At 35.4% G+C, this 19750-nt stretch carries 16 protein-coding genes; 11 read left to right on the top strand and 5 right to left on the bottom strand.

Going from position 1 to position 19750, the window contains the following annotated elements; all coding sequences use genetic code 11:
• Positions 1-25 precede the first annotated feature (25 nt).
• The 5 genes from FW781_RS07620 to FW781_RS07600 all read right to left on the bottom strand — a co-directional run bounded on the left by FW781_RS07620 (position 26) and on the right by FW781_RS07600 (position 6562).
• Entirely contained in the window at positions 26-916 is an 891-nt protein-coding gene (locus FW781_RS07620; protein ID WP_149386860.1) for a DUF72 domain-containing protein, read from the bottom strand.
• Between the two features lie 98 nt (positions 917-1014).
• Positions 1015-3153, bottom strand: a complete 2139-nt coding sequence (locus FW781_RS07615; protein WP_149386859.1) for a T9SS type A sorting domain-containing protein — start codon at positions 3151-3153, stop codon at positions 1015-1017.
• Between the two features lie 321 nt (positions 3154-3474).
• Positions 3475-5133 carry a ribonucleoside-diphosphate reductase subunit alpha gene (locus tag FW781_RS07610; RefSeq protein ID WP_149386858.1) on the bottom strand — a complete coding sequence of 553 codons (1659 nt, stop codon included), beginning with the start codon at positions 5131-5133 and terminating at the stop codon, positions 3475-3477.
• A gap of 55 nt (positions 5134-5188) precedes the next feature.
• Positions 5189-5479: a hypothetical protein gene (locus tag FW781_RS07605; RefSeq protein ID WP_149386857.1), complete on the bottom strand. Its 291-nt coding sequence runs from the start codon at positions 5477-5479 to the stop codon at positions 5189-5191.
• 108 nt (positions 5480-5587) lie between these two features.
• Positions 5588-6562 carry a ribonucleotide-diphosphate reductase subunit beta gene (locus FW781_RS07600; RefSeq protein ID WP_047378790.1) on the bottom strand — a complete coding sequence of 325 codons (975 nt, stop codon included), beginning with the start codon at positions 6560-6562 and terminating at the stop codon, positions 5588-5590.
• Between the two features lie 424 nt (positions 6563-6986).
• Between FW781_RS07600 and FW781_RS07595 the strand changes: the two genes are divergently transcribed.
• The 11 genes from FW781_RS07595 to FW781_RS07545 all read left to right on the top strand — a co-directional run bounded on the left by FW781_RS07595 (position 6987) and on the right by FW781_RS07545 (position 19713).
• Positions 6987-7676, top strand: coding sequence for an ABC transporter ATP-binding protein (locus FW781_RS07595; RefSeq protein ID WP_149386856.1), 690 nt, complete (start codon positions 6987-6989; stop codon positions 7674-7676).
• A 104-nt stretch (positions 7677-7780) separates the two neighbouring features.
• Positions 7781-8137, top strand: coding sequence for a four helix bundle protein (locus tag FW781_RS07590; protein WP_149386855.1), 357 nt, complete (start codon positions 7781-7783; stop codon positions 8135-8137).
• A 130-nt stretch (positions 8138-8267) separates the two neighbouring features.
• Entirely contained in the window at positions 8268-9497 is a 1230-nt protein-coding gene (locus FW781_RS07585) for an ABC transporter permease (protein WP_149386854.1), read from the top strand.
• A gap of 58 nt (positions 9498-9555) precedes the next feature.
• Positions 9556-10827, top strand: a complete 1272-nt coding sequence (locus tag FW781_RS07580) for an ABC transporter permease (RefSeq protein ID WP_149386853.1) — start codon at positions 9556-9558, stop codon at positions 10825-10827.
• 118 nt (positions 10828-10945) lie between these two features.
• Positions 10946-12157, top strand: a complete 1212-nt coding sequence (locus FW781_RS07575; RefSeq protein ID WP_172625680.1) for an efflux RND transporter periplasmic adaptor subunit — start codon at positions 10946-10948, stop codon at positions 12155-12157.
• A 125-nt stretch (positions 12158-12282) separates the two neighbouring features.
• Positions 12283-12849 (top strand): hypothetical protein, encoded by a 567-nt coding sequence (locus FW781_RS07570; protein ID WP_149386851.1) that lies wholly within the window; start codon positions 12283-12285, stop codon positions 12847-12849.
• A 56-nt stretch (positions 12850-12905) separates the two neighbouring features.
• Positions 12906-14432 carry a glycosyltransferase family 39 protein gene (locus tag FW781_RS07565; protein ID WP_149386850.1) on the top strand — a complete coding sequence of 509 codons (1527 nt, stop codon included), beginning with the start codon at positions 12906-12908 and terminating at the stop codon, positions 14430-14432.
• Positions 14433-14589: 157 nt separating this feature from the next.
• Entirely contained in the window at positions 14590-15495 is a 906-nt protein-coding gene (locus FW781_RS07560) for an NAD(P)/FAD-dependent oxidoreductase (RefSeq protein WP_149386849.1), read from the top strand.
• Between the two features lie 149 nt (positions 15496-15644).
• The gene (gene glyA / locus FW781_RS07555) at positions 15645-16910 is read left to right on the top strand and encodes a serine hydroxymethyltransferase (protein ID WP_149386848.1); all 1266 of its coding nucleotides are present in this window, start codon (positions 15645-15647) and stop codon (positions 16908-16910) included.
• A 57-nt stretch (positions 16911-16967) separates the two neighbouring features.
• A complete protein-coding gene (locus FW781_RS07550; RefSeq protein WP_149386847.1) occupies positions 16968-17426 on the top strand; it encodes a regulatory protein RecX in 459 nt (152 codons plus the stop codon).
• 358 nt (positions 17427-17784) lie between these two features.
• Positions 17785-19713 carry a polysaccharide biosynthesis protein gene (locus FW781_RS07545; RefSeq protein WP_149386846.1) on the top strand — a complete coding sequence of 643 codons (1929 nt, stop codon included), beginning with the start codon at positions 17785-17787 and terminating at the stop codon, positions 19711-19713.
• Positions 19714-19750 lie beyond the last annotated feature (37 nt).

The raw sequence follows: 19750 nt of genomic DNA, 5'->3' as shown, positions 1-19750 counted from the left end.
TTATTGCGTAGCTGCTTTATATGATCTAAAATAATGTTCCCGTACTTTCCGTTGCCATTTGCGGAACATGAAGATCAGTTTTCCACTCTTCATTCAGCTTCTTGATAAAATAGGCGGATAAGAGAGGAGAAGCTTTTTCAATATTCTGGTGTACGAAAAAGTAAAGGTTCTGAAGACCTTCTTTTTTCCATTTTGTAAGATGCTTTAACCAGTCATCCAATCTTTCATAGTCACTTTCAGCATTGGCTCCTACGTAACGGATAAATGCATTAGGTGTAGTAAGGCGCATATGGAGCATATCTCTTCTTCCGGCAGTATCTACGATGATATTGGTGATGTTATGAGCTTCAAAGAGTTCACAGGTAGTATTAAGGATCTCCTCATCAGTAAACCATTCCGTATTTCTGAGTTCTATGGCTAAAGGAACTTCTTTGGGCCATTCTTTTACAAATTTTTCCAGCCTGTCATAATCCTTAGGTTTAAAATTATCATGAAGCTGAAGAAAAGCCATTCCCAGTTTTTTATCAAAATTGATCACTGCCGAAGCAAAGTGAGTCACCGGATCAGTTACATCAATCAATCTTCTGAAATGAGAAACTGTATTGGTGATCTTAGGAAAGAATTTAAAATTTTCAGGAGTTTTCTCTTTCCATGTTTTTACCTGATCGGGTGTGGGCATTCCGTAGAAAGTAGCATTCAGTTCAATAGAATTAAACTGAGTACCATAATAGGTCAGTTCATCTTTAGTTCCTTTAGGATAAAATCCCTTAAGATCCGTTTTATTCCATTTTGCACATCCGATAGAAATATTTTCCAGTCCTTTTTTATTAAGAGCCAGCATTTCCTTGGTTTTAGGATGGTCTTTTGGTAATGTGAAATCTATTTTTGACGGGTCTTCTACTTGTCCGAATTTCATATCTGTAGTTTTGGTATTAAACAATAAACACAAATATAAACCAAAAAAATCATAGAACTTTCTATGATTTTTAATGGAAATAATTGTATTGAAATTATTTATTTTTTAATGATTTTTTTGGTAGCCTGAGTTTTGTCAGTAGTAATTTTTATGATATAAACAGCAGTAGGATAGTCTGAAAGATCAATATTTACAATAGCCTGATTGAAGCTTCTGTCCAAAATAATTCTTTCCTGAGAATCAATAAGTTTAATATTTTTTATAGAAGTATCGGAGCTGATCTGCAGGATATCTTTTACCGGATTAGGGAAAACTTTGATCTGTTTTGTTTTGAAGTTTGGACTGTCGCTCTTCAGGAAAGAATTGCTGCAGTTTGTAGTAAATGTGATATCAGGGTACATGGTCTGAAGTTCATTTAATTGAGCATCATCCACGCAAACGGATAGATTAGAATTGTTATTGGTAAAATCAATGAGCTCTTCTATAGAGCCATTTCTCAGATTAGCAGAAGTGAGATTAGACATATTCCATAAAGTAACGGATTCCAGATGTGATGAGGTGGAAAGATCAAGCTGAGTAATCTGAGGACAGGTATTAAAATGTATATTCTTCAGATTAATATTAGCAGCAGTATTGATTTGAGTAAGTAAAGGTAGATTTGCCAATGTTAATGATTCTAAATTTGTATTATTTGAAGTATTGACTGAAGCAAGGAGGTCATTATAGGACAGGCTCAATGATTGCAGGGCAACACAGTCTTTGGTGTCCAGAGCGGATATTTTTGTGTTGCTTACCATAATATCTTTAAACCCGGTGCATTGGCTGAGATTGATTTCTTCTAAGTTAGAGAACATATACCCTATTGACAAATTCTGTAAGCCTGGACAATTTTCCAAATCAAGTTTTCTCAAGTCATTATTATTGTCGAATGCAAAATTCGTGAGCGCAGTACAGTTTTTAGTGAAAATATTCTGAAGATTGTTTGCTCCCTGTGTACCGTTGGTTATAAAACGATCCGTTTTTAAGGTGTGCAGATGGGAAAGGTTATTGGTGTTTACCGTATTCATATACCCGCAGGAATTGGTGAGGTCAATACTTTCCAATTTTTGTGCAGCGCTGAAGTTTACATTATTGGCGATCTTTTGATTGAAAGCCTTCAGTATTTTTAGTTTTGGAAGACCTGCAAGGTTTAATGTCGTTACATCCCCGAAATAAGTTCCGGAAGTGGTAGAATATATATATCTGTTATAGAAAGAACAGTCTAATTCTTCAAGGTTAATTAGTCCTGCTGTACTAAAATCAATAGATGGAGCATTCAGTCCCATTATTTTCTTTAAAGAAGAGCAGCCATTAAGGTTTACACTAGAGAAATATGACCCTGTTGATTCATAATGATCCGTATCTGCGATGATCTCCTGCAGGTTTGTGCAGTTATTGGCAATCAGCTCAATATTCTGCTCTGAATTGCCTGAAGAGGTGAAACCTCCTGTTACTGAAATTTTGGTTAAAGTATTCAGATTAGGAACGACAATCTTTTCTAAAAATTTACAGGAATCAAATGTAAGAGTCTGAATATTGGAATTCTCAATATACAGTTCTCTAAGCTCTGCAGAACTGATCAATGCATTATTATTGATTTGATGGCAGTTTTTTATCCTTAAGCTGTTTTCATCAGGATACCATGGGTTACCGGAACTCTGATAGGCAATGACATCAGCAATATTCTGAATTCCTGAGCAGTTATCGAAAGAAAGATTAATAGGAGAAGCTATATATTGGCCTCCCTGTGATAAATCATAATAAAAAGGACTTCCCTGTACTTTTTTGATTTTAGTATTATTGGTAAAGCTGATGTTGGCAGTTCTGGTGTTCCAGAAATAAAGTTCCTCGAGATTGGGGAACAGTAAAGCATCCGAAATCCCGTCTGGCAGGTGGCTGTTATAATATGTACTATTGATATTAGCCGGATCGAATGTATTACCATTAGGATCAATATACATTTGGTCAGAATCTAACCTGATCGTCAGAACTTTAACCTGTTGTGCTTCCGAAGGCTGGATTTCTCCATCACCGTTATTATCTATGGCAATCGAGTTTCCATTAAAGTCTTGTGCAATCTGGTTAGCTGCATTTGAGCTTAGAAGTAAAGCTTTAAATTTTGCATCAGAAAAATTCAGATTCTGAGAGTAAGCGATAGAAAATCCGCTTACCCATAAGGTAAATAAAAGTTTTTTCATATTTGAGTTTTAGTTATCAGATAATGTTACAAATCCCTTTGTGTACAATCAGATGTTGTAAATATAATTTCTTTTTTTTGAAAAAAAACTCTTTTAGGTGTGTGTAGGTTTATTTCTTAGTTTTAAGTAAAACTTATTAATAAAAGCATATTATGGTTTAATTTTATCTATTTTATATTGGTTTTTACTATTGATTTTCAGTTTAAAAAAGATGCTTTTCTCTTGATTTTTTGGCATAAATGACCTGTAAAAGCTCTGATCAATAAAAAAAGCACACTAAAAAGTGTGCTTTTTTAAATATAGCGTGTTTATTACTTGATCCTATGCCTCACAGCTTGAACATGATACGAAGTTAACCATCATTTCTTTTGAAACAGATGAACTTCTTTGGTAGTAAAGAGTTTTTACTCCTTTTTTCCAAGCTTCAATATAAAGGTAGTTAACATCTTTTACAGGCATTGTAGAAGGAATCTGAAGATTCAGTGACTGCGCCTGGTCAATGTATTGCTGTCTCTGCGCTGCCTGAGAGATAATCTCCATTGGAGAAATTTCTTTGAATGTTTTGAATACTGCCTTTTCTTCAGGAGTAAGCTCATTCAGGTGCTGTACAGATCCGTGATTCAACATGATTGTTCTCCATGTTTCTTCGTTATCCAATCCTTTTTCTTTCAATAATTTTGCAAGGTATTTGTTCTTACGCATGAAGTTTCCTTTAGCAAGACCTGCTTTATAATAGTTGGAAGAGAAAGGTTCAATTCCCGGAGAAGTCTGTCCCAAGATTGCAGAACTTGAAGTGGTAGGAGCAATAGCCATTGTTGTAGTATTTCTTAATCCGTACCCTTTCAATACTTCTGGTTCTCCATAGATGTTGGCAAGCTCTCTTGAAGCCTGCTCAGCCTGATCTTTAATGTGTCTGAATGCTCTTGCATTGAACTGAGTTGCTTCAAAGCTTTCAAACGGAATCATATTTTTCTGTAAATAAGAATGGTATCCTAAAACTCCTAATCCAAGAGCTCTGTGACGCATTGCGAAAGTTCTTGCCCCCTGTAAGTAATAATTTCCGTCAGTTTTATCAATAAACTCTGATAATACAGCGTCAAGGAAATATACTGCTAATTTTACAGCATCCGTATCTTTCCACTCATCGTACAGTTCAAGGTTCATAGAAGACAGGCAACAGATGAAAGACTCTTCCATAGTAGACGGAAGCATGATTTCAGAACAAAGGTTACTTGCATTTACCGTCATTCCTAAATCTTTATAAACCTGAGGTTTATTTCTGTTCACGTTGTCTGTGAAGAAAATATAGGGAAGACCTTTTTGCTGACGGCTTTCCAGTACTCTTGCCCAAACTTTACGTTTTTCCATATCACCGTCTATCATGTCTTGCATCCAGTAATCTGGTACGCATACTCCGGTAAACAGGTTCTGAATCGGGCTACCAATATCTTTAATAGATAAAAATTCTTCAATATCTCCGTGGTCAATATCCAAGTAAGCAGCAAATGCACCTCTTCTTACCCCTCCCTGAGAAACAACATCCATAGCCGTATCAAAAAGCTTCATAAATGAAACTGCCCCTGAAGATTTCCCGTTATCAGTAACAGCTGTTCCTCTGTTTCTCAATTCTCCGAAATATCCTGAAGTACCACCTCCGATTTTAGTCTGCATGATGACTTCACCCATTTTATGAGTAATTCCTTCAATACTGTCCGGAATGTGAGTGTTGAAACATGAGATAGGAAGCCCTCTTTCTGTTCCCATATTCGCCCATACAGGAGAAGAGAAGCTGATCCATCCTTTTGTGATCATTTCTTTGAATGCCGGTTGAAGTTCAGGCTTGTATAGCCTTTTTGCAGCGGCAGTGGTAATTCTGTCGATAGCACCGTCTACCGTTTCACCTTTCAACAGATATCCTCTGTTCAGCATCTGCTCAGACTCTTCATTGAGCCACCATATATTTGAATTTTGCTCTTCCATAGATGTTATATTTTCGAATTCCGGAATGAGAGAATCACTCCGGAATTTTGTTTTTTTATATTATTGATTGTAAAATTTCTACTTTGTGGGAACCGTTCAGCCCGCTTTCGTCTCTTAACCTCTGAAATTCCTTAAAAGACGGAACATTCAAAACTTCATGCTGAACTTCTTCGTTGATGTAGTTTGAATAATGTACAAAAGTAACACCATCTTCCTTTACAAAAACTTTATATTCAAAGGTGGAAGAATCTAAATTCTTGAAATCTTCCAGAAATTTTTGAATATTGGTTTTATTGTTTGGAACAAATTCCGGGTTTACCGTATAGCTTACTATTACATTGATCATTTCTTCTGTATTTGTGCTTTATTAATGAACAGCAATTCCTATTATTAATCAGAAAAGGATAACCCTCATACTGACTGCTTTGACGCTCGCTTCGCTCGCGCCTCTGTATTAAAACAAATCGTTTGCGGTAATACTCTTATCGTGCTTCGTATAGTCTACAGGTCTTTTTGCAAAGAAATCATCTAATGAATTGGCGAAAACTTCTTCCTCGAACCACACCATTGGTTTGTATTGCTCAGGAGTGATGTTGTATCTTGTTTTCATGTTGATTTTTTTCAAGCTGTCATCCACACGGTATTTCATGAAGTTTAACAAGTCTTCCTTGGAAACATTGTCGATTTCTCCTAATTCGAAGATCCAGCTAAGGATATCACCTTCTCTTGCGATAGATTCGTCTACTAAAGTGTAGATGTCTTCAATATCGCTGTCTGTTAATAAGTCAGGTTGTTCCTCACGGATTTTGTTGATCAGGTAGATCCCTGCATTTGCGTGAATTTGCTCATCTACTGAAGTCCATGCGATGATATTGGAAACATTTTTCATGAATCCTTTGAATCTTGTGAAAGAAAGGATGATGGCAAACTGCGAGAAAAGAGAAACGTTTTCCACCAAAATACTGAACAACAATAAAGCAGAAACATATTCTTTCGGAGTCGCAGAATTCGCATGCTTTAAAGCATTTCCTAAAAACTCGATTCTTCCTTTTACCGCAGGAATTTCAATCACGTTAAGGAATTCATCATTATACCCTAATACCTCTAATAAACGGGAATATGCTTCAGAATGACGGAACTCGCATTCTGCAAAAGTAGATCCTAATCCATTGAATTCCGGCTTTGGAAGGTGGTTGTATAAATTTCCCCAGAATGTCTTTACAGACACCTCGATCTGTGCAATGGCTAACAGCGCATTTTTCACAGCGTGCTTTTCATGTGGTTCCAACTGCGAATGAAAATCCTGAACATCTGCAGTAAAGTCCACTTCCGAATGCACCCAGAACGATTTGTTGATTGCTTCTACAAATTGAAGAACCTCCGGGTATTCAAATGGCTTATAGCTTACTCTTTTATCAAAAATTCCCATATTAAATATCTTTATAATTAAATAATTTAGATCTCTGTGGATAACGTTCCGGAAATACTTAACTTTTTGTTTGTCTGCGTGTTGTAAAATAAAGTTATTCACTTTCGCAAAATCATATTTCTTGTAAAGAACTAATAGCAAAGTTCGAAAAAAAGAACTGATTTTGAAAGGGGTAAATACTAATAGGCTGACTTTTAGCTGGAAAAGTTTTCCACATTTACATGAAACTGGCTAGGATAATAGGCTAGACCACTATCTTGAGGATAAATACATGGAAATCTAGAGTTACGGTTAAACAAAAGTGTGTAAAGTATTATTAATAAAGGGTTAAAGTGTTAAACAAAAAAATATTTGAATAAATTTTTATTCTTGTAACAATTTGAAAATATCATCTACTTATTGGGTATAAAACATACATCACTTAATGTTAGTAATTCAGGATTTAAATAAGTCATACGATACAGGGAAAAGCAAACTTCATGTTCTCAAAGGAATTAATCTGAATATTTCTGAGGGCGAGTTTGTTTCTATTATGGGAAGTTCCGGTTCCGGAAAATCTACGCTTCTTAATATTATTGGGATTCTGGATGAAAAAGATTCGGGAACTTATGAATTGGATGGGGTTCCTATTGAACACTTATCAGAAGTAAAAGCTGCAGAATACAGAAGCAGGTTTTTGGGATTTATTTTTCAGTCTTTTAATCTTATCAATTATAAAACAGCTTTGGAAAACGTAGCACTTCCTCTGTACTATCAGAATGTAACGAGAAGAGAACGAAATCAGAAAGCTATGGAATATCTTGAAAAAGTAGGACTGGCACAATGGGCAAACCACCTTCCGAGTGAACTTTCCGGTGGACAGAAACAGAGAGTGGCTATTGCAAGAGCACTGATTACCAATCCAAAAGTAGTGCTGGCAGATGAGCCTACAGGAGCACTGGATTCTAAAACCACTCACGATATTATGAAGCTTCTTCAGGATATCAACAATGAAGGAAAAACAATCATCGTTGTGACCCACGAACCGGATGTAGCTGCACAAACCAAAAGAAACGTAGTACTGAAGGATGGAGTTATTGAAAGTGATGAGTTTATTAAGCAGATAGTATTATAAGTGAATGGTCAATGGTCAATTTTGCTTCGCAAATGAATTTTACAATGAGGAGGACAAATAATTTAAAAATACACACACACAAATGAATATGAAAAAAAATAAAAATGTTTTTAAATCTAAATCATTATAAGCTTGATGTTTATCAGTCAGCCAGAGAATTAAAAATAGAATGTTATAAAATTTTATCAAAAATTCCGGATAATGAAAAGTTTAATATAATCGACCAGATAAGGAGAGCTTCTACTTCTGTAGTATTAAATATTACTGAAGGATGTTCAAGAAAATCTGAACTGGAAAGGAAAAGGTATTTTGAAATTGCCAGAGGATCGGTTATTGAGTTGGATTCTTGTTTTGATATCGTTATAGATTGTAATTATATTGAAAGACAAGGATTGACAAAAATTGAGAATTTAATAAAAACGACATTTATCTTATTGAGTAAAATGTTGAAAAAGGATTAGAAATGTAAAAATGAATTTGCTTCGTAATTAAAGTTTCGTGAAGAATAAATTGACCACAACGTTAATTGACTTCGAAGAAAATTGAGAGCGTAGCTAATTGACTTTTTTACAAAGTAAAAAAATAAAAACTATGTTTGACCTAGACCGTTGGCAGGAAATATTCAGTTCTATCCGGAGTAATGTACTTCGGACGGTGCTTTCAGGGTTTACAGTAGCTTTGGGACTGTTTATTTTCATTGTACTTTTTGGAATTGGAAAAGGACTTCAGAATGCATTCTCTGAAGGATTTGCGGGAGATGCTAAAAATCTTATTATTTTTTCTACAGGAAAAGCCTCTTTAGCTTATAAAGGTCTTCAGTCTGATCGAAATGTAACGATGAATAACTCAGACTATGACTTTTTAATTAATGCAGATAAGAAAAAAGCTGGGCCTTCCAGTCCCCGATATAGTGCCAATTTAATGGTGAAATATGGAAAAGAAAGTGGCCTTTATCAGATTAATGGGGCTGAGCCCGGGGAACAAGTCATTGAAAACAGAAAAGTTATTGATGGCAGATATCTGACCGCTATGGATTTGGAAAGGAAATTAAATGTTGCAGTCATTGGAAGAATGGTTCAGCGGGATTTGATTAAAAACGGGAGCCCTATAGGAAAAGAACTCGATATTAATGGGACAATGTATAAGGTCATTGGAGTTTTTTCAGATGATGGAGGAGATAGAGATGAGAGACATATTACGGTTCCGATTACTACTCTACAACAGATGAAGAAAGGGTCTGATACAGTAAATATCGCCTATATTACATACGATGATAAACTGACTCCGGACCAGGCTATTAAGTACGGTGATGAGCTTAAAGATAAATTAAAAGCGAGAAAAAGTGTTTCTCCTGATGATGAAAACGGTGTACGTGTCTGGAACAATGCAAAAAACATGAATGATACATTTGCGTTTATGGCAGTTCTTACAGCGATTGTCGGGTTTATCGGTATGGGGACGCTGCTTGCGGGAATTATTGGGATCAGTAACATTATGGTGTATATCGTAAAAGAAAGAACCAAAGAGATTGGGGTACGAAAAGCTATTGGGGCAAAACCAAGTGGGATTGTAGGTCTGATTGTTCAGGAAAGTGTGGTGATTACAGTAGTATCCGGACTTATTGGAGTAGGAATTGGGGTTTTGACATTAAGTCTTATTGGTAATAGTCTTGAAGAATATTTCATCAAAAGCCCGAGTGTTGGATGGGGAGCCATTATTATGGCATTCATTGCTTTGATTTTTTCAGGATTGATCGCAGGATTTGTACCGGCATACAGAGCTTCAAGAATTAAACCAATTGAGGCATTGAGAACAGAATAGTATACGTTAAAACACAGATTGACAGAAACTCATAATTTATAACTTATAATTCAGAAAGGTGAATATCATATTTAAAAAAGATACTTGGCAGGAGATCTATTACTCATTGAGGAATAATAAACTCCGGACATTTCTTACCATGATTGGCGTAGGATGGGGGATGTTTTTGTATGTAAGCCTTCTTGGAGCAGCAAAAGGGATGGAAAATGGCTTTGATAAATTATTTTCAGGCTTTGCTACCAATTCAATATTTCTTTGGGCACAGAAAACATCTATTCCTTATGAAGGATTTCCTAAGGGACGAGAAGTTCACCTGAACTTAAACGATATGGAAATGCTGAAAAGAAAAGTAACTGCCATAGATTATATATCGCCGCAAAATGCAAGAGGAAGCTTTACCGGAACACCAGGGGAAGCAATGTCAAGAAACGGGAAGAATGGAACGTATTCGCTTACCGGGGATTACTCTGTGGGAAATAAAATTTCAGAAAAAAAACTGATCTTTGGACGCTATATCAATGATGCCGATGTTTCAGGAAATAAAAATGTAGTGGTTATAGGAGAAGAAATTTACAAAAACTTCTTTGATGCCAAGAAAAAAGAAAATCCTATAGGAAAATCAATCAATATTAAAGGACTCTTCTTTAATGTAATCGGAGTTTTCCGGGTGAAAAAAGGCGGCGGGTTTGAAAATGACCAAACAGCTTTTATCCCGCTTTCTACCTATACAAAAATGTATAATGCAGGAGATCAGATAGACATGTTTGCGATTGTAAGTAAACCTAATGCCAATGTAAATTCCGTAGAAGAAGACGTAAAGCAGGAGTTGAAGACAAAAAATAAAGTTTCGCCTGAAGATACCAATGCTTTCGGAAGCTTCAACCTCGGAAAAGAGTTTAAAAAGCTGACAGGTTTCCTTACGGGAATGCAGTTATTAACAATCATTGTGGGTACACTGACAATCCTTGCCGGAGTAATTGCTATCTCAAATATCCTTTTGATTACAGTAAAAGAAAGAACCAAAGAAATCGGGATCAGAAGAGCATTGGGAGCGAAGCCATCAGAAGTAAGAAATCAGATTTTGCTGGAAAGTGTTGTGATTACGCTCTCCTCGGGATTACTGGGCTTTATGTTTGGAATTTTTGTGCTGATGATTCTCAATGCCGTTACACAAGGACAGGATTCTTTTCCATTCTATAATCCGACAGTCAACTATGGAAACGTCTTTGCGGCGATGGCTGTAATGGTGATTTTAGGATTGGTAATCGGGATGATCCCCGCGCAGAGAGCCGTAAAGATCAGACCTATTGAAGCATTAAGAACAGAGTAATTAATTAATTTGAAAATAAAATAATTTGAAAATTGTGATGATCAGATCAATAGTATTCCCGATTCATCTTTTAGTTTTTAAATCATTCAATCTATTTAATAAAAAATAAACTATACATATGAAAAAGAAATTCACCTGGAAAAAAGCCATTTATATAGTGTTGGGGCTTTTATTTGCAGTGGCATTGTTCTCAGGGCTTGGCTATCTTATAAAATCTAATTCTCAAGAGGGAGAGGCTTTCCTAACCCGTAAGCCAACTATTCAGAATATGGATGATAAAGTAATGGCAACAGGAAAAATTGTTCCCAAAGAAGAAATTGAAATTAAACCCAATATTGCAGGGATTATAGATAAAATCTTAGTAAAAGAAGGAGATAAGGTAGAAGTTGGGCAGCTGATTGCTACAGTGAAAATTGTACCAAGCATCTCTGAAGTAAATGCCGCTCAGCAGGAAGTTCAGAATGCACAGATCCAGATCAGCAATGCTCAGATGAATGTCGGGAATATGCAGAAGCAGTTTGAGATGCAGGATAAACTGTACAAGCAGGGAGTGGCTTCTAAGCAGGAGTTTCTTAATTCTCAGCAACAGTTATTCTCCCAGCAGCAGACCTTGAAAAATGCTCAGCAGCAGTTGAATACCGCTCAAAAAAGATTGCAGATTGCTAAGACAGGAGCAACTCCTGAACTTAAAGGACAGGGCTTAGCTACTACGGAGATCCGTTCCAAAGCTTCAGGTACCGTACTTGAAGTTCCTGTAAAAGCAGGAAGCCAGGTGATTGAAGCTAATAACTTTAACGCAGGTACTACAATTTGCTCAGTTGCAGATCTGAATGTTTTGATCTTCAAAGGTGAAATTGATGAAGCTCAAGCTGGAAAACTAAGCGAAGGTATGGACATGAACATCGTAATCGGTGCTCTTCAAAACAAAACTTTCCCGGGAAAACTAACCATGATCGCGCCTAAGGGAAAAGATAATGCAGGAACTATTAAATTTCCGGTAGAAGGTAATGTAACTAATCCTAATAATGAGTATATTAGAGCAGGTTTTTCTGCAAATGGTGAAATTGTTTTAAGTTCTCAGAAAAATGCATTGCTATTGGATGAGTCTTTGGTTCAGTATGAAAAGAAACAAGGAAAAGATGTTCCTTTTGTAGAAGCGAAACAAAAAGACGGGAAATTCAAGAAAGTATATTTGAAATTGGGAGCAAGTGACGGTATCAACGTTCAGATTCTTCCGGGATCAAACATTACAAAAGACACTGAAGTAAAAGTTTGGAACCCATCTGATAAAGACAAAGAAGAGCTGAAAGAAAAAGCGAATAAAAAATAATAAACTACACTATACACTTTTAAACTGTGAATCCCGGATGAATTTTTTTCTCCGGGATTCTTTTTTATATCAAAACCTTTTAAAGAAGTAAATTCCTATATTTAAATCACATAGATCCCTGAAAAATGTGTCGATACGCTGTAAAAACTTATAAATCACATTATGTCTGTTTTAAATGCCGAAAATCATTTAAACAGCCGGATGCATATGATATTGTACAAAGGATTAAAAAAGAAAAAGTATATCACGAACCTAATGGGCGGTCAATTCGTAAAGTAGGATCTGTTTTTACAAAAACAGAAACAAAAGAGTTACAGAAAATTGTTTCAGAGATTGAAAACAGAACTATAAAATGTCCTGAGTGCGGCAATGTGATGGCTGATCTTGGGAAAGATTTCAAGGCCCCTAAAAAAACAGCAGTCAAAGAATGGAAAGTCGTAGAAAGTCTTTTTAAAACAGGGAAGTGTTTTCATTCATGTGGTTGCGATGGAATAGGATATATTCCTAAAAATCCTAAAGACTACGAAACATACCTGAATAATATATTGAAAACCTATCAGGAATATTTAGCTGCCTGTCAGAAGATTCCTGTTGAAGAATGTCCTAAGAAGATTGAGGAAATTAAGTATTGGTCCGGAAATATTCAGAAGATTAAAACTGAAATTATTGATAATAAGTTTGAAATAGCATAAGTGTAACAAAATAGAGATTTAGATTGTCTTACCTCTAAATTCCAAACTCTACCCCCATGAAAAAAGACTATTGGATTCTGCTTCTTTTTATCATTGCGAAATTTGCTCTTCAATACTCACTGATAAGCCCCGAGTATGAACTTCACAGAGATGAATACCTGCATCTTGATCAGGCCAATCATCTGGCGTGGGGATATCTCTCTGTGCCTCCCGTTAATTCCTGGCTTGCATGGATGATTAAAATGTTGGGGAATTCCATATTCTGGGTTAAATTTTTTCCAGCTCTGTTCGGAGCTTTAACAATTGTACTGACCTGGAAAACCGTTGAAGAACTTAATGGAAGCCTGTTTGCTAAAATACTTGCCTCTTTAGGAATCTTATTTTCTGTACTTCTTCGGGTAAATATGCTGTTTCAGCCTACGTCTTTAGAAATTTTTCTGTGGCTATTCCTTTATTATAGTCTGATTAAATATTTTAATTCTCAAAAAGTAAAGTGGATTTACATAGGAGCAGTCATTTTTGGAATAGGAATATTGAATAAATATAATATTGCATTTTCATTATTGGGGCTTATCCCCGCTTTATTGTTAACGGAGCAAAGGAAAATTTTTATGCAGTCTCACGTATATTGGGCTGCTCTTATAGCTTTAGTCATCATATTTCCGAACCTTCTTTGGCAGTATCAGAACCATTTCCCTGTCGTTCATCATATGAAAGAACTTTCTGAAAAACAACTTGTACATGTAGACCGAATGGGTTTTATGAAATCTCAGATCCTCTTTTTCATAGGTGTCGTTTTTGTTATAGTGGCAGGCTGGGGAGCATTACTGTTGTATAAACCTTTTGAAAAATTCAGGTTTTTCTTCTGGAGCTATATGATCACAATCACTTTGTTTTTGTTTTTTAAAGCCAAAGATTATTATGCGATAGGTCTTTACCCTGTGTATATTGCTTTTGGTGCTGTTTTTCTTGGATGTGTATTTGAAAAAGGCTGGAAGAGGTTTTTGAAACCGGTTAGCATACTTATTCCCATACTTTTATTTCTTCCTTTATATAATGTAGCCTTTCCCAATAAAAGTCCTGAGTATATCGAATCCCATCAGGATCAGTATAAGAAATTCGGACTGCTTCGCTGGGAAGACGGAAAAGACCATCCTTTGCCACAAGACTTTGCCGATATGCAAGGCTGGAAAGAATTGGCTCAGAAAGTAGATAAAGAATATTCCCGTCTGTCAAAGTCAGGAAATACCATGGTGCTGTGTGATAATTATGGCCAGGCAGGAGCAATTAATTATTATTCAAAAGCGGGTATTGTGGCGATGTCATTTCATGCAGATTATATCAATTGGATAGATGTAAGCAAAAAATATAAAAATGTTATCAGGGTCAAGGATGCTCCCGAAGCAGGAAAAGAGCTTAAGGAATCCGGTTCTTTTTTTGAAGTTGCAAAATTAAAGGATTCTATTGCCAATCCATATGCAAGAGAAAGAGGAACGGCAATTTTCAGCTTACAGGGAGCAAAAATAGATATCAATAAAAGAATTCAGGATGAAATTGATGAGACAAAAAATGAATGGAAGTAGTTTTCATAAGATTGTAAATGATGTTTTGTTGACAAAATAAAGTTAATAGATAAATGTTATTGCAACTTTGTTGCGTTGTTTGATTTTATGTTAACTTTGCACTATCAACTATCAACTATCAACTATCAACTATCAACTATCAATTATCAACTGAACTATGGAAAATAAAAAATTTGATGTCATTATAATAGGAGGAAGCTATTCAGGATTATCAGCAGGAATGTCATTAGGAAGATCTTTAAGAAATGTCCTGATTATTGATAACGGAAAACCTTGTAACAGGCAGACTCCTCATTCCCATAACTTTGTTACCCATGATGGGAAAACACCGGGAGAAATTGCAAACCTGGCCAAAAAAGATGTCGAAAAATACAACACGGTCCGCTTTTATAACGGAACAGTCATCAAAACAGTAAAAATAACCGGAGGTTTTAGGATTGAAACGTCATCAGGAGAAAAATTCCATGCTAAAAAGCTTATCCTGGCTTCCGGAGTAAAGGATGTAATGCCGGATATTCCCGGATTTGCTGAATGCTGGGGGATTTCTGTTATACATTGCCCATACTGTCATGGTTATGAAGTGAAAAATGAAATTACCGGAATTCTTTCCAATGGAGATATGGCTTACGAGTTTTCAAAACTGATTTTTAATCTGACTAAAAAACTTACCCTCTTTACCAATGGAAAAGCTGTTCTTACTGATGAACAAACTGAAAAACTAAAGCAGAATAAAATCATCCTTAATGAAGATGAAATTGAAGAGTTCAAACATGAAAGTGGATCTATTCAAAAAATTGTTTTCAAAAACGGGAAAGAAGTTCCTTTACAGGCTTTATATGCTAAAATTCCTTTTGAACAAAATCTTAATGTGTCCGCTGATCTGGGATGTGAGCTTACAGAACAGGGATTTATTAAAGTAGATATGATGCAGAAAACAAATGTTCCCGGAGTTTTTGCCTGTGGAGACAATGTAACGATGATGCGTTCCGTAGCTAATGCTGTTGCACAGGGGAATTTTGCAGGTGCTGTGGTTAATAAAGAAATTGCAGACGAAGAATTTTAAAGAATTTTTGATCAGGTTGAAAGGATCATAATATTAGATTTATTGACAGGTTTTTTCATTTTTTAGTGTCTAAAATCATTTTTTCAATAGAGAAATCTCAATGAAAATTCCGTACATTTGGGGTGGAAATTTCAAAAACTAAAAGTAAAATGGATATTATTTTCGACCTGATTGAAAAGGAAAGACAAAGACAAACTCATGGATTAGAGCTTATCGCATCAGAAAACTTTGTTTCTGAAAACGTGATGAAAGCAATGGGAAGTGTACTGACAAATAAATATGCTGAAGGATATCCCGGAAAAAGATATTACGGAGGATGCGAAGTTGTAGATGAGGTTGAAACATTGGCTATCAACAGAGCAAAAGAACTTTTCGGAGTAGATTATGTGAATGTTCAGCCACATTCCGGTTCTCAGGCGAACGCAGCCATTTATCTTGCAGTTTTGAAACCTGGTGATAAAATAATGGGGATGGACCTTTCGATGGGAGGGCATCTTACTCATGGTTCTGCAGTGAATTTTTCCGGTATCCAATATAATGTGGTTTCTTACGGAGTTCAGCAGGAAACAGGTCTTATTGACTATGACCAGATGAGAGAAATTGCTCTGAGAGAAAAACCAAAAATGCTTATTGCCGGTTTTTCCGCGTATTCAAGAGATTTGGATTATGCCAAATTCAGAGAAGTAGCAGATGAAATAGGAGCTACCCTTTGGGCGGATATCGCTCACCCGGCTGGCTTAGTAGCAAAAGGGTTATTAAACTCACCATTTGAGCACTGTCATGTAGTAACTACTACTACCCACAAAACCCTGAGAGGTCCAAGAGGAGGGATGATCATGATGGGTAAAGATTTTGAAAATACATATGGCCACAAAACTCCAAAAGGAGAAATCAAAATGATGAGCCAGGTATTAGACGGAGCCGTATTCCCAGGTATTCAGGGAGGGCCGCTTGAGCATGTGATTGCTGGTAAAGCAGTAGCTTTCGGTGAAGCTTTGGACGGACAGTTTGAAACGTATGCAAAACAAGTTAAATCCAATGCCCAGGCGCTATCAAAAGCGATGATCGACAAAGGATTTGATATCGTAAGCGGAGGTACAGATAACCACTTAATGCTGGTAGACCTTAGAAACAAAGGCGTGAATGGTAAAGAAACAGAAAAAGCATTAGTACTTGCTGATATTACCTGCAACAAAAACATGGTTCCTTTTGATGATAAATCTCCATTCACAACATCTGGTATCAGATTAGGAACGGCAGCAATTACAACAAGAGGATTGAAAGAAAATGATATGGATACTATTGCAGGACTGATTTCTGAAGTGGTAGACAATATCAAAAATGAAGAAGTTCTTACATCTGTAAGAAAGAAAGTTAACGAATTAATGGAAGGAAAAGCTTTGTTTAATTACTAACAGGCATTTCAATATTATATAAAGAATGGGCAGACAGCTCATTCTTTTTTTATTCAAATGGAAAAGAAATCTTACACTTTCGAAGAAATCAAACAAAAACTGGTCAATTACTGTGTTTACCAGGACCGCTGCCATGCAGAAGTGGAACAGAAGATGAGAGAGTTTCTGCTTATTGATGAAGCTAAAGAAGAAATTATTCTATATCTCCTGAAAGAAAACTATCTGAATGAAGAAAGGTTTACACGAAGCTATATCAGAGGCAAATTTTACATCAAACATTGGGGTAAGACTAAAATAAAAATGAATCTGAAGCAAAAACAGATTTCAGAAAGATTGATCAATTCATGTTTTGATGAGATAGATGATTCTGATTACGAGAATACTATCAGAAAAATTTTTGAAGGGTATTATTCTAAACAAAATGGTTTGAAAGAATATCAAAAAAAAAGCAAAACTATAAAATATTTGATGAGTAAAGGTTTTGAATATGAGAAAATAATTGATATTTTTGAATAATATATTAATGAATTTAAAAAAACTTGAAATATGACTTTTTACAAAAAAACAATCAGTTCTTTGAAAGAGATTGATACATAAAGATTTAATAATTATAACAAACCTAAAACAGCTGGAATAAAGGATTTTTTATAGATAAATATCGCCTTTATAAGACTTTATATGGTATGATTTTTGTCCGTGAATTTAGCTGTGCCGTAATGGAATTATTAGATTTCATAAATATAACATCAAATTTATTTCTGATTTCAACATATTGAAATAAAATTATTTTATTTTTGCATGATTGTATCGGAATTATCTTTGATCAGATGATCAGATATTACAATTTAATTAAATATGAACACCAATATAGACAATGTACGATTCTCTTAGAAAAACAATATTTGGAGGGGATAATGTTGTCAATCTCTCAGACGTAAGATATCTTCCTAGATGGATAATTCTTGTAATAGACATTATTATTCTGGTTATATCTTTATTTCTTTCCACTTACATTATCGAAAAAATTACCAAGCAGGAATTTATATACCATGAAGATAAAAGCTTAATTTTTGTTTTTATTATTCTTGCAAATACTGCTTTTATGTATCTCTTCAAGACGTATGCCGGAATTATTCGCCACTCAACCTTTATAGATTTATTTAAGCTTCTGATATCCTGCTTTTGCACAATGCTGGCAATTGGAACGATCAATATTCTTTATTTCTGGACTACAGGATCTAAGTTTATACTTACTCCTTATCTGATGCTTTATTTTGTAATTTCATTTATGGGATTGTTTCTTTTCAGATTATATGTGAAAGAGTTTTTCCATATTGTAAGAGAGTATAGAAGAAGTGCATTGAAAAAAAGAATTTTGGTGTTAGGAATTGACGAACAATCAATTGCAATTGCACGTGCTATTCTGGATAATCCGAGCCTGCCTTATCAGGTAGTAGGCTTTTTAACTCAAAGAACAGATTCTAAAAGGGCGTCTCTGCTGGGAAAGCCCATCTACGGAAAACAAAAAATAGAAGAAAACACGAAAGAAGATCTTATTATTGATGGAATTCTCATTGTGAAAGAGATGATGGCCAGAGATGAGATGAATACGTGGGTGAATTTATTTTTAGAGAAAGATCTTAATGTCTTTAAAGCACCCTCAGTACAAAAATTGAGAGACAGTGATTTGGGAGGATCTATCAGAAATCTACAGATTGAAGACTTATTAAATAGAAAACCCATCAAAATTCAGAACGAAAAAGTTAAGAGCAGGCATTTTGATAAGACAGTATTAGTAACTGGTGGAGCAGGATCCATAGGAAGTGAAATTGTAAGACAGGTTGCTAACTTTAATCCTTCTTTAATTGTAGTTCTGGATCAGGCAGAGACTCCTCTGTATGAAATAGAACTCGAAATGAGAGATAAGTTTCCTCATATTGCTTTCAAATTTGTTTTAGGAGATGTTTCCAATCATCACAGAATGGAATCTTTGTTCCAGACGTATAACTTCTCAATGGTATATCACGCTGCTGCTTATAAGCATGTGCCTTTGGTAGAAGAAAATCCGCATGAAGCAATTTTTGTTAATATATTAGGCTCAAAGATCGTCGCAAAATTATCCAGCAAATATAAAGTGAACAGGTTCGTAATGGTATCTACAGATAAAGCTGTAAATCCTACCAACGTTATGGGAGCTTCAAAACGAGCTGCGGAACTTTTTGTACAGTCGCTTCAAAATGTAGAGGGTAATGTTACCAAGTTTATTACAACAAGATTTGGAAACGTATTAGGGTCCAACGGTTCTGTGATTCCCCATTTTAAAAAACAGATTGAAGCAGGAGGCCCGGTAACCATCACTCATCCGGAAATTGTAAGATATTTCATGACGATTCCGGAGGCATGTGAACTTGTACTTCAGGCTGGAACAATGGGAGAAGGAGGTGAAATTTTTGTATTTGATATGGGGGAACCTGTTAAAATTCTTGATCTTGCTAAAAGAATGATCAAATTATCAGGATTCGAACCTAATATTGATATTAAGATCATTTATACGGGATTAAGGCCTGGCGAAAAGCTTTATGAAGAACTCTTGAGTGATGATGCTAAAACACTTCCTACTCATAATGATAAAATTATGATCTCTAAAGACCCTTCTACGGGATTTGAAGAAATAGATACGCTTACTAGGCAAATTACTAAAGCTTCTCTTAGAAGAGATAAAGTGGAAGTAGTAAGGATTCTTAAGACAATAGTGCCGGAATTCCGAAGCAATAATTCTATCTACGAGGCCTTAGATAAATAGAAAAAATATAAATGTATATTTGCATAATTTAACAATA

Source organism: Chryseobacterium panacisoli (assembly GCF_008274625.1).
Lineage (GTDB): Bacteria > Bacteroidota > Bacteroidia > Flavobacteriales > Weeksellaceae > Chryseobacterium > Chryseobacterium panacisoli.
This window is presented reverse-complemented; position numbering and strand designations above follow the sequence as displayed.

Excerpts from the sequence above, each read along its gene's own strand:
- FW781_RS07565 (WP_149386850.1), top strand. The coding sequence starts at position 12,906 with ATGAAAAAAGACTATTGGATTCTGCTTCTTTTTATCATTGCGAAATTT.
- FW781_RS07615 (WP_149386859.1), bottom strand. The coding sequence starts at position 3,153 with ATGAAAAAACTTTTATTTACCTTATGGGTAAGCGGATTTTCTATCGCT.
- FW781_RS07560 (WP_149386849.1), top strand. The coding sequence starts at position 14,590 with ATGGAAAATAAAAAATTTGATGTCATTATAATAGGAGGAAGCTATTCA.
- glyA (WP_149386848.1), top strand. The coding sequence starts at position 15,645 with ATGGATATTATTTTCGACCTGATTGAAAAGGAAAGACAAAGACAAACT.
- FW781_RS07595 (WP_149386856.1), top strand. The coding sequence starts at position 6,987 with ATGTTAGTAATTCAGGATTTAAATAAGTCATACGATACAGGGAAAAGC.
- FW781_RS07605 (WP_149386857.1), bottom strand. The coding sequence starts at position 5,479 with ATGATCAATGTAATAGTAAGCTATACGGTAAACCCGGAATTTGTTCCA.
- FW781_RS07545 (WP_149386846.1), top strand. The coding sequence starts at position 17,785 with ATGTACGATTCTCTTAGAAAAACAATATTTGGAGGGGATAATGTTGTC.
- FW781_RS07600 (WP_047378790.1), bottom strand. The coding sequence starts at position 6,562 with ATGGGAATTTTTGATAAAAGAGTAAGCTATAAGCCATTTGAATACCCG.
- FW781_RS07575 (WP_172625680.1), top strand. The coding sequence starts at position 10,946 with ATGAAAAAGAAATTCACCTGGAAAAAAGCCATTTATATAGTGTTGGGG.
- FW781_RS07620 (WP_149386860.1), bottom strand. The coding sequence starts at position 916 with ATGAAATTCGGACAAGTAGAAGACCCGTCAAAAATAGATTTCACATTA.
- FW781_RS07590 (WP_149386855.1), top strand. The coding sequence starts at position 7,781 with ATGTTTTTAAATCTAAATCATTATAAGCTTGATGTTTATCAGTCAGCC.
- FW781_RS07570 (WP_149386851.1), top strand. The coding sequence starts at position 12,283 with ATGTGTCGATACGCTGTAAAAACTTATAAATCACATTATGTCTGTTTT.
- FW781_RS07610 (WP_149386858.1), bottom strand. The coding sequence starts at position 5,133 with ATGGAAGAGCAAAATTCAAATATATGGTGGCTCAATGAAGAGTCTGAG.
- FW781_RS07585 (WP_149386854.1), top strand. The coding sequence starts at position 8,268 with ATGTTTGACCTAGACCGTTGGCAGGAAATATTCAGTTCTATCCGGAGT.
- FW781_RS07550 (WP_149386847.1), top strand. The coding sequence starts at position 16,968 with ATGGAAAAGAAATCTTACACTTTCGAAGAAATCAAACAAAAACTGGTC.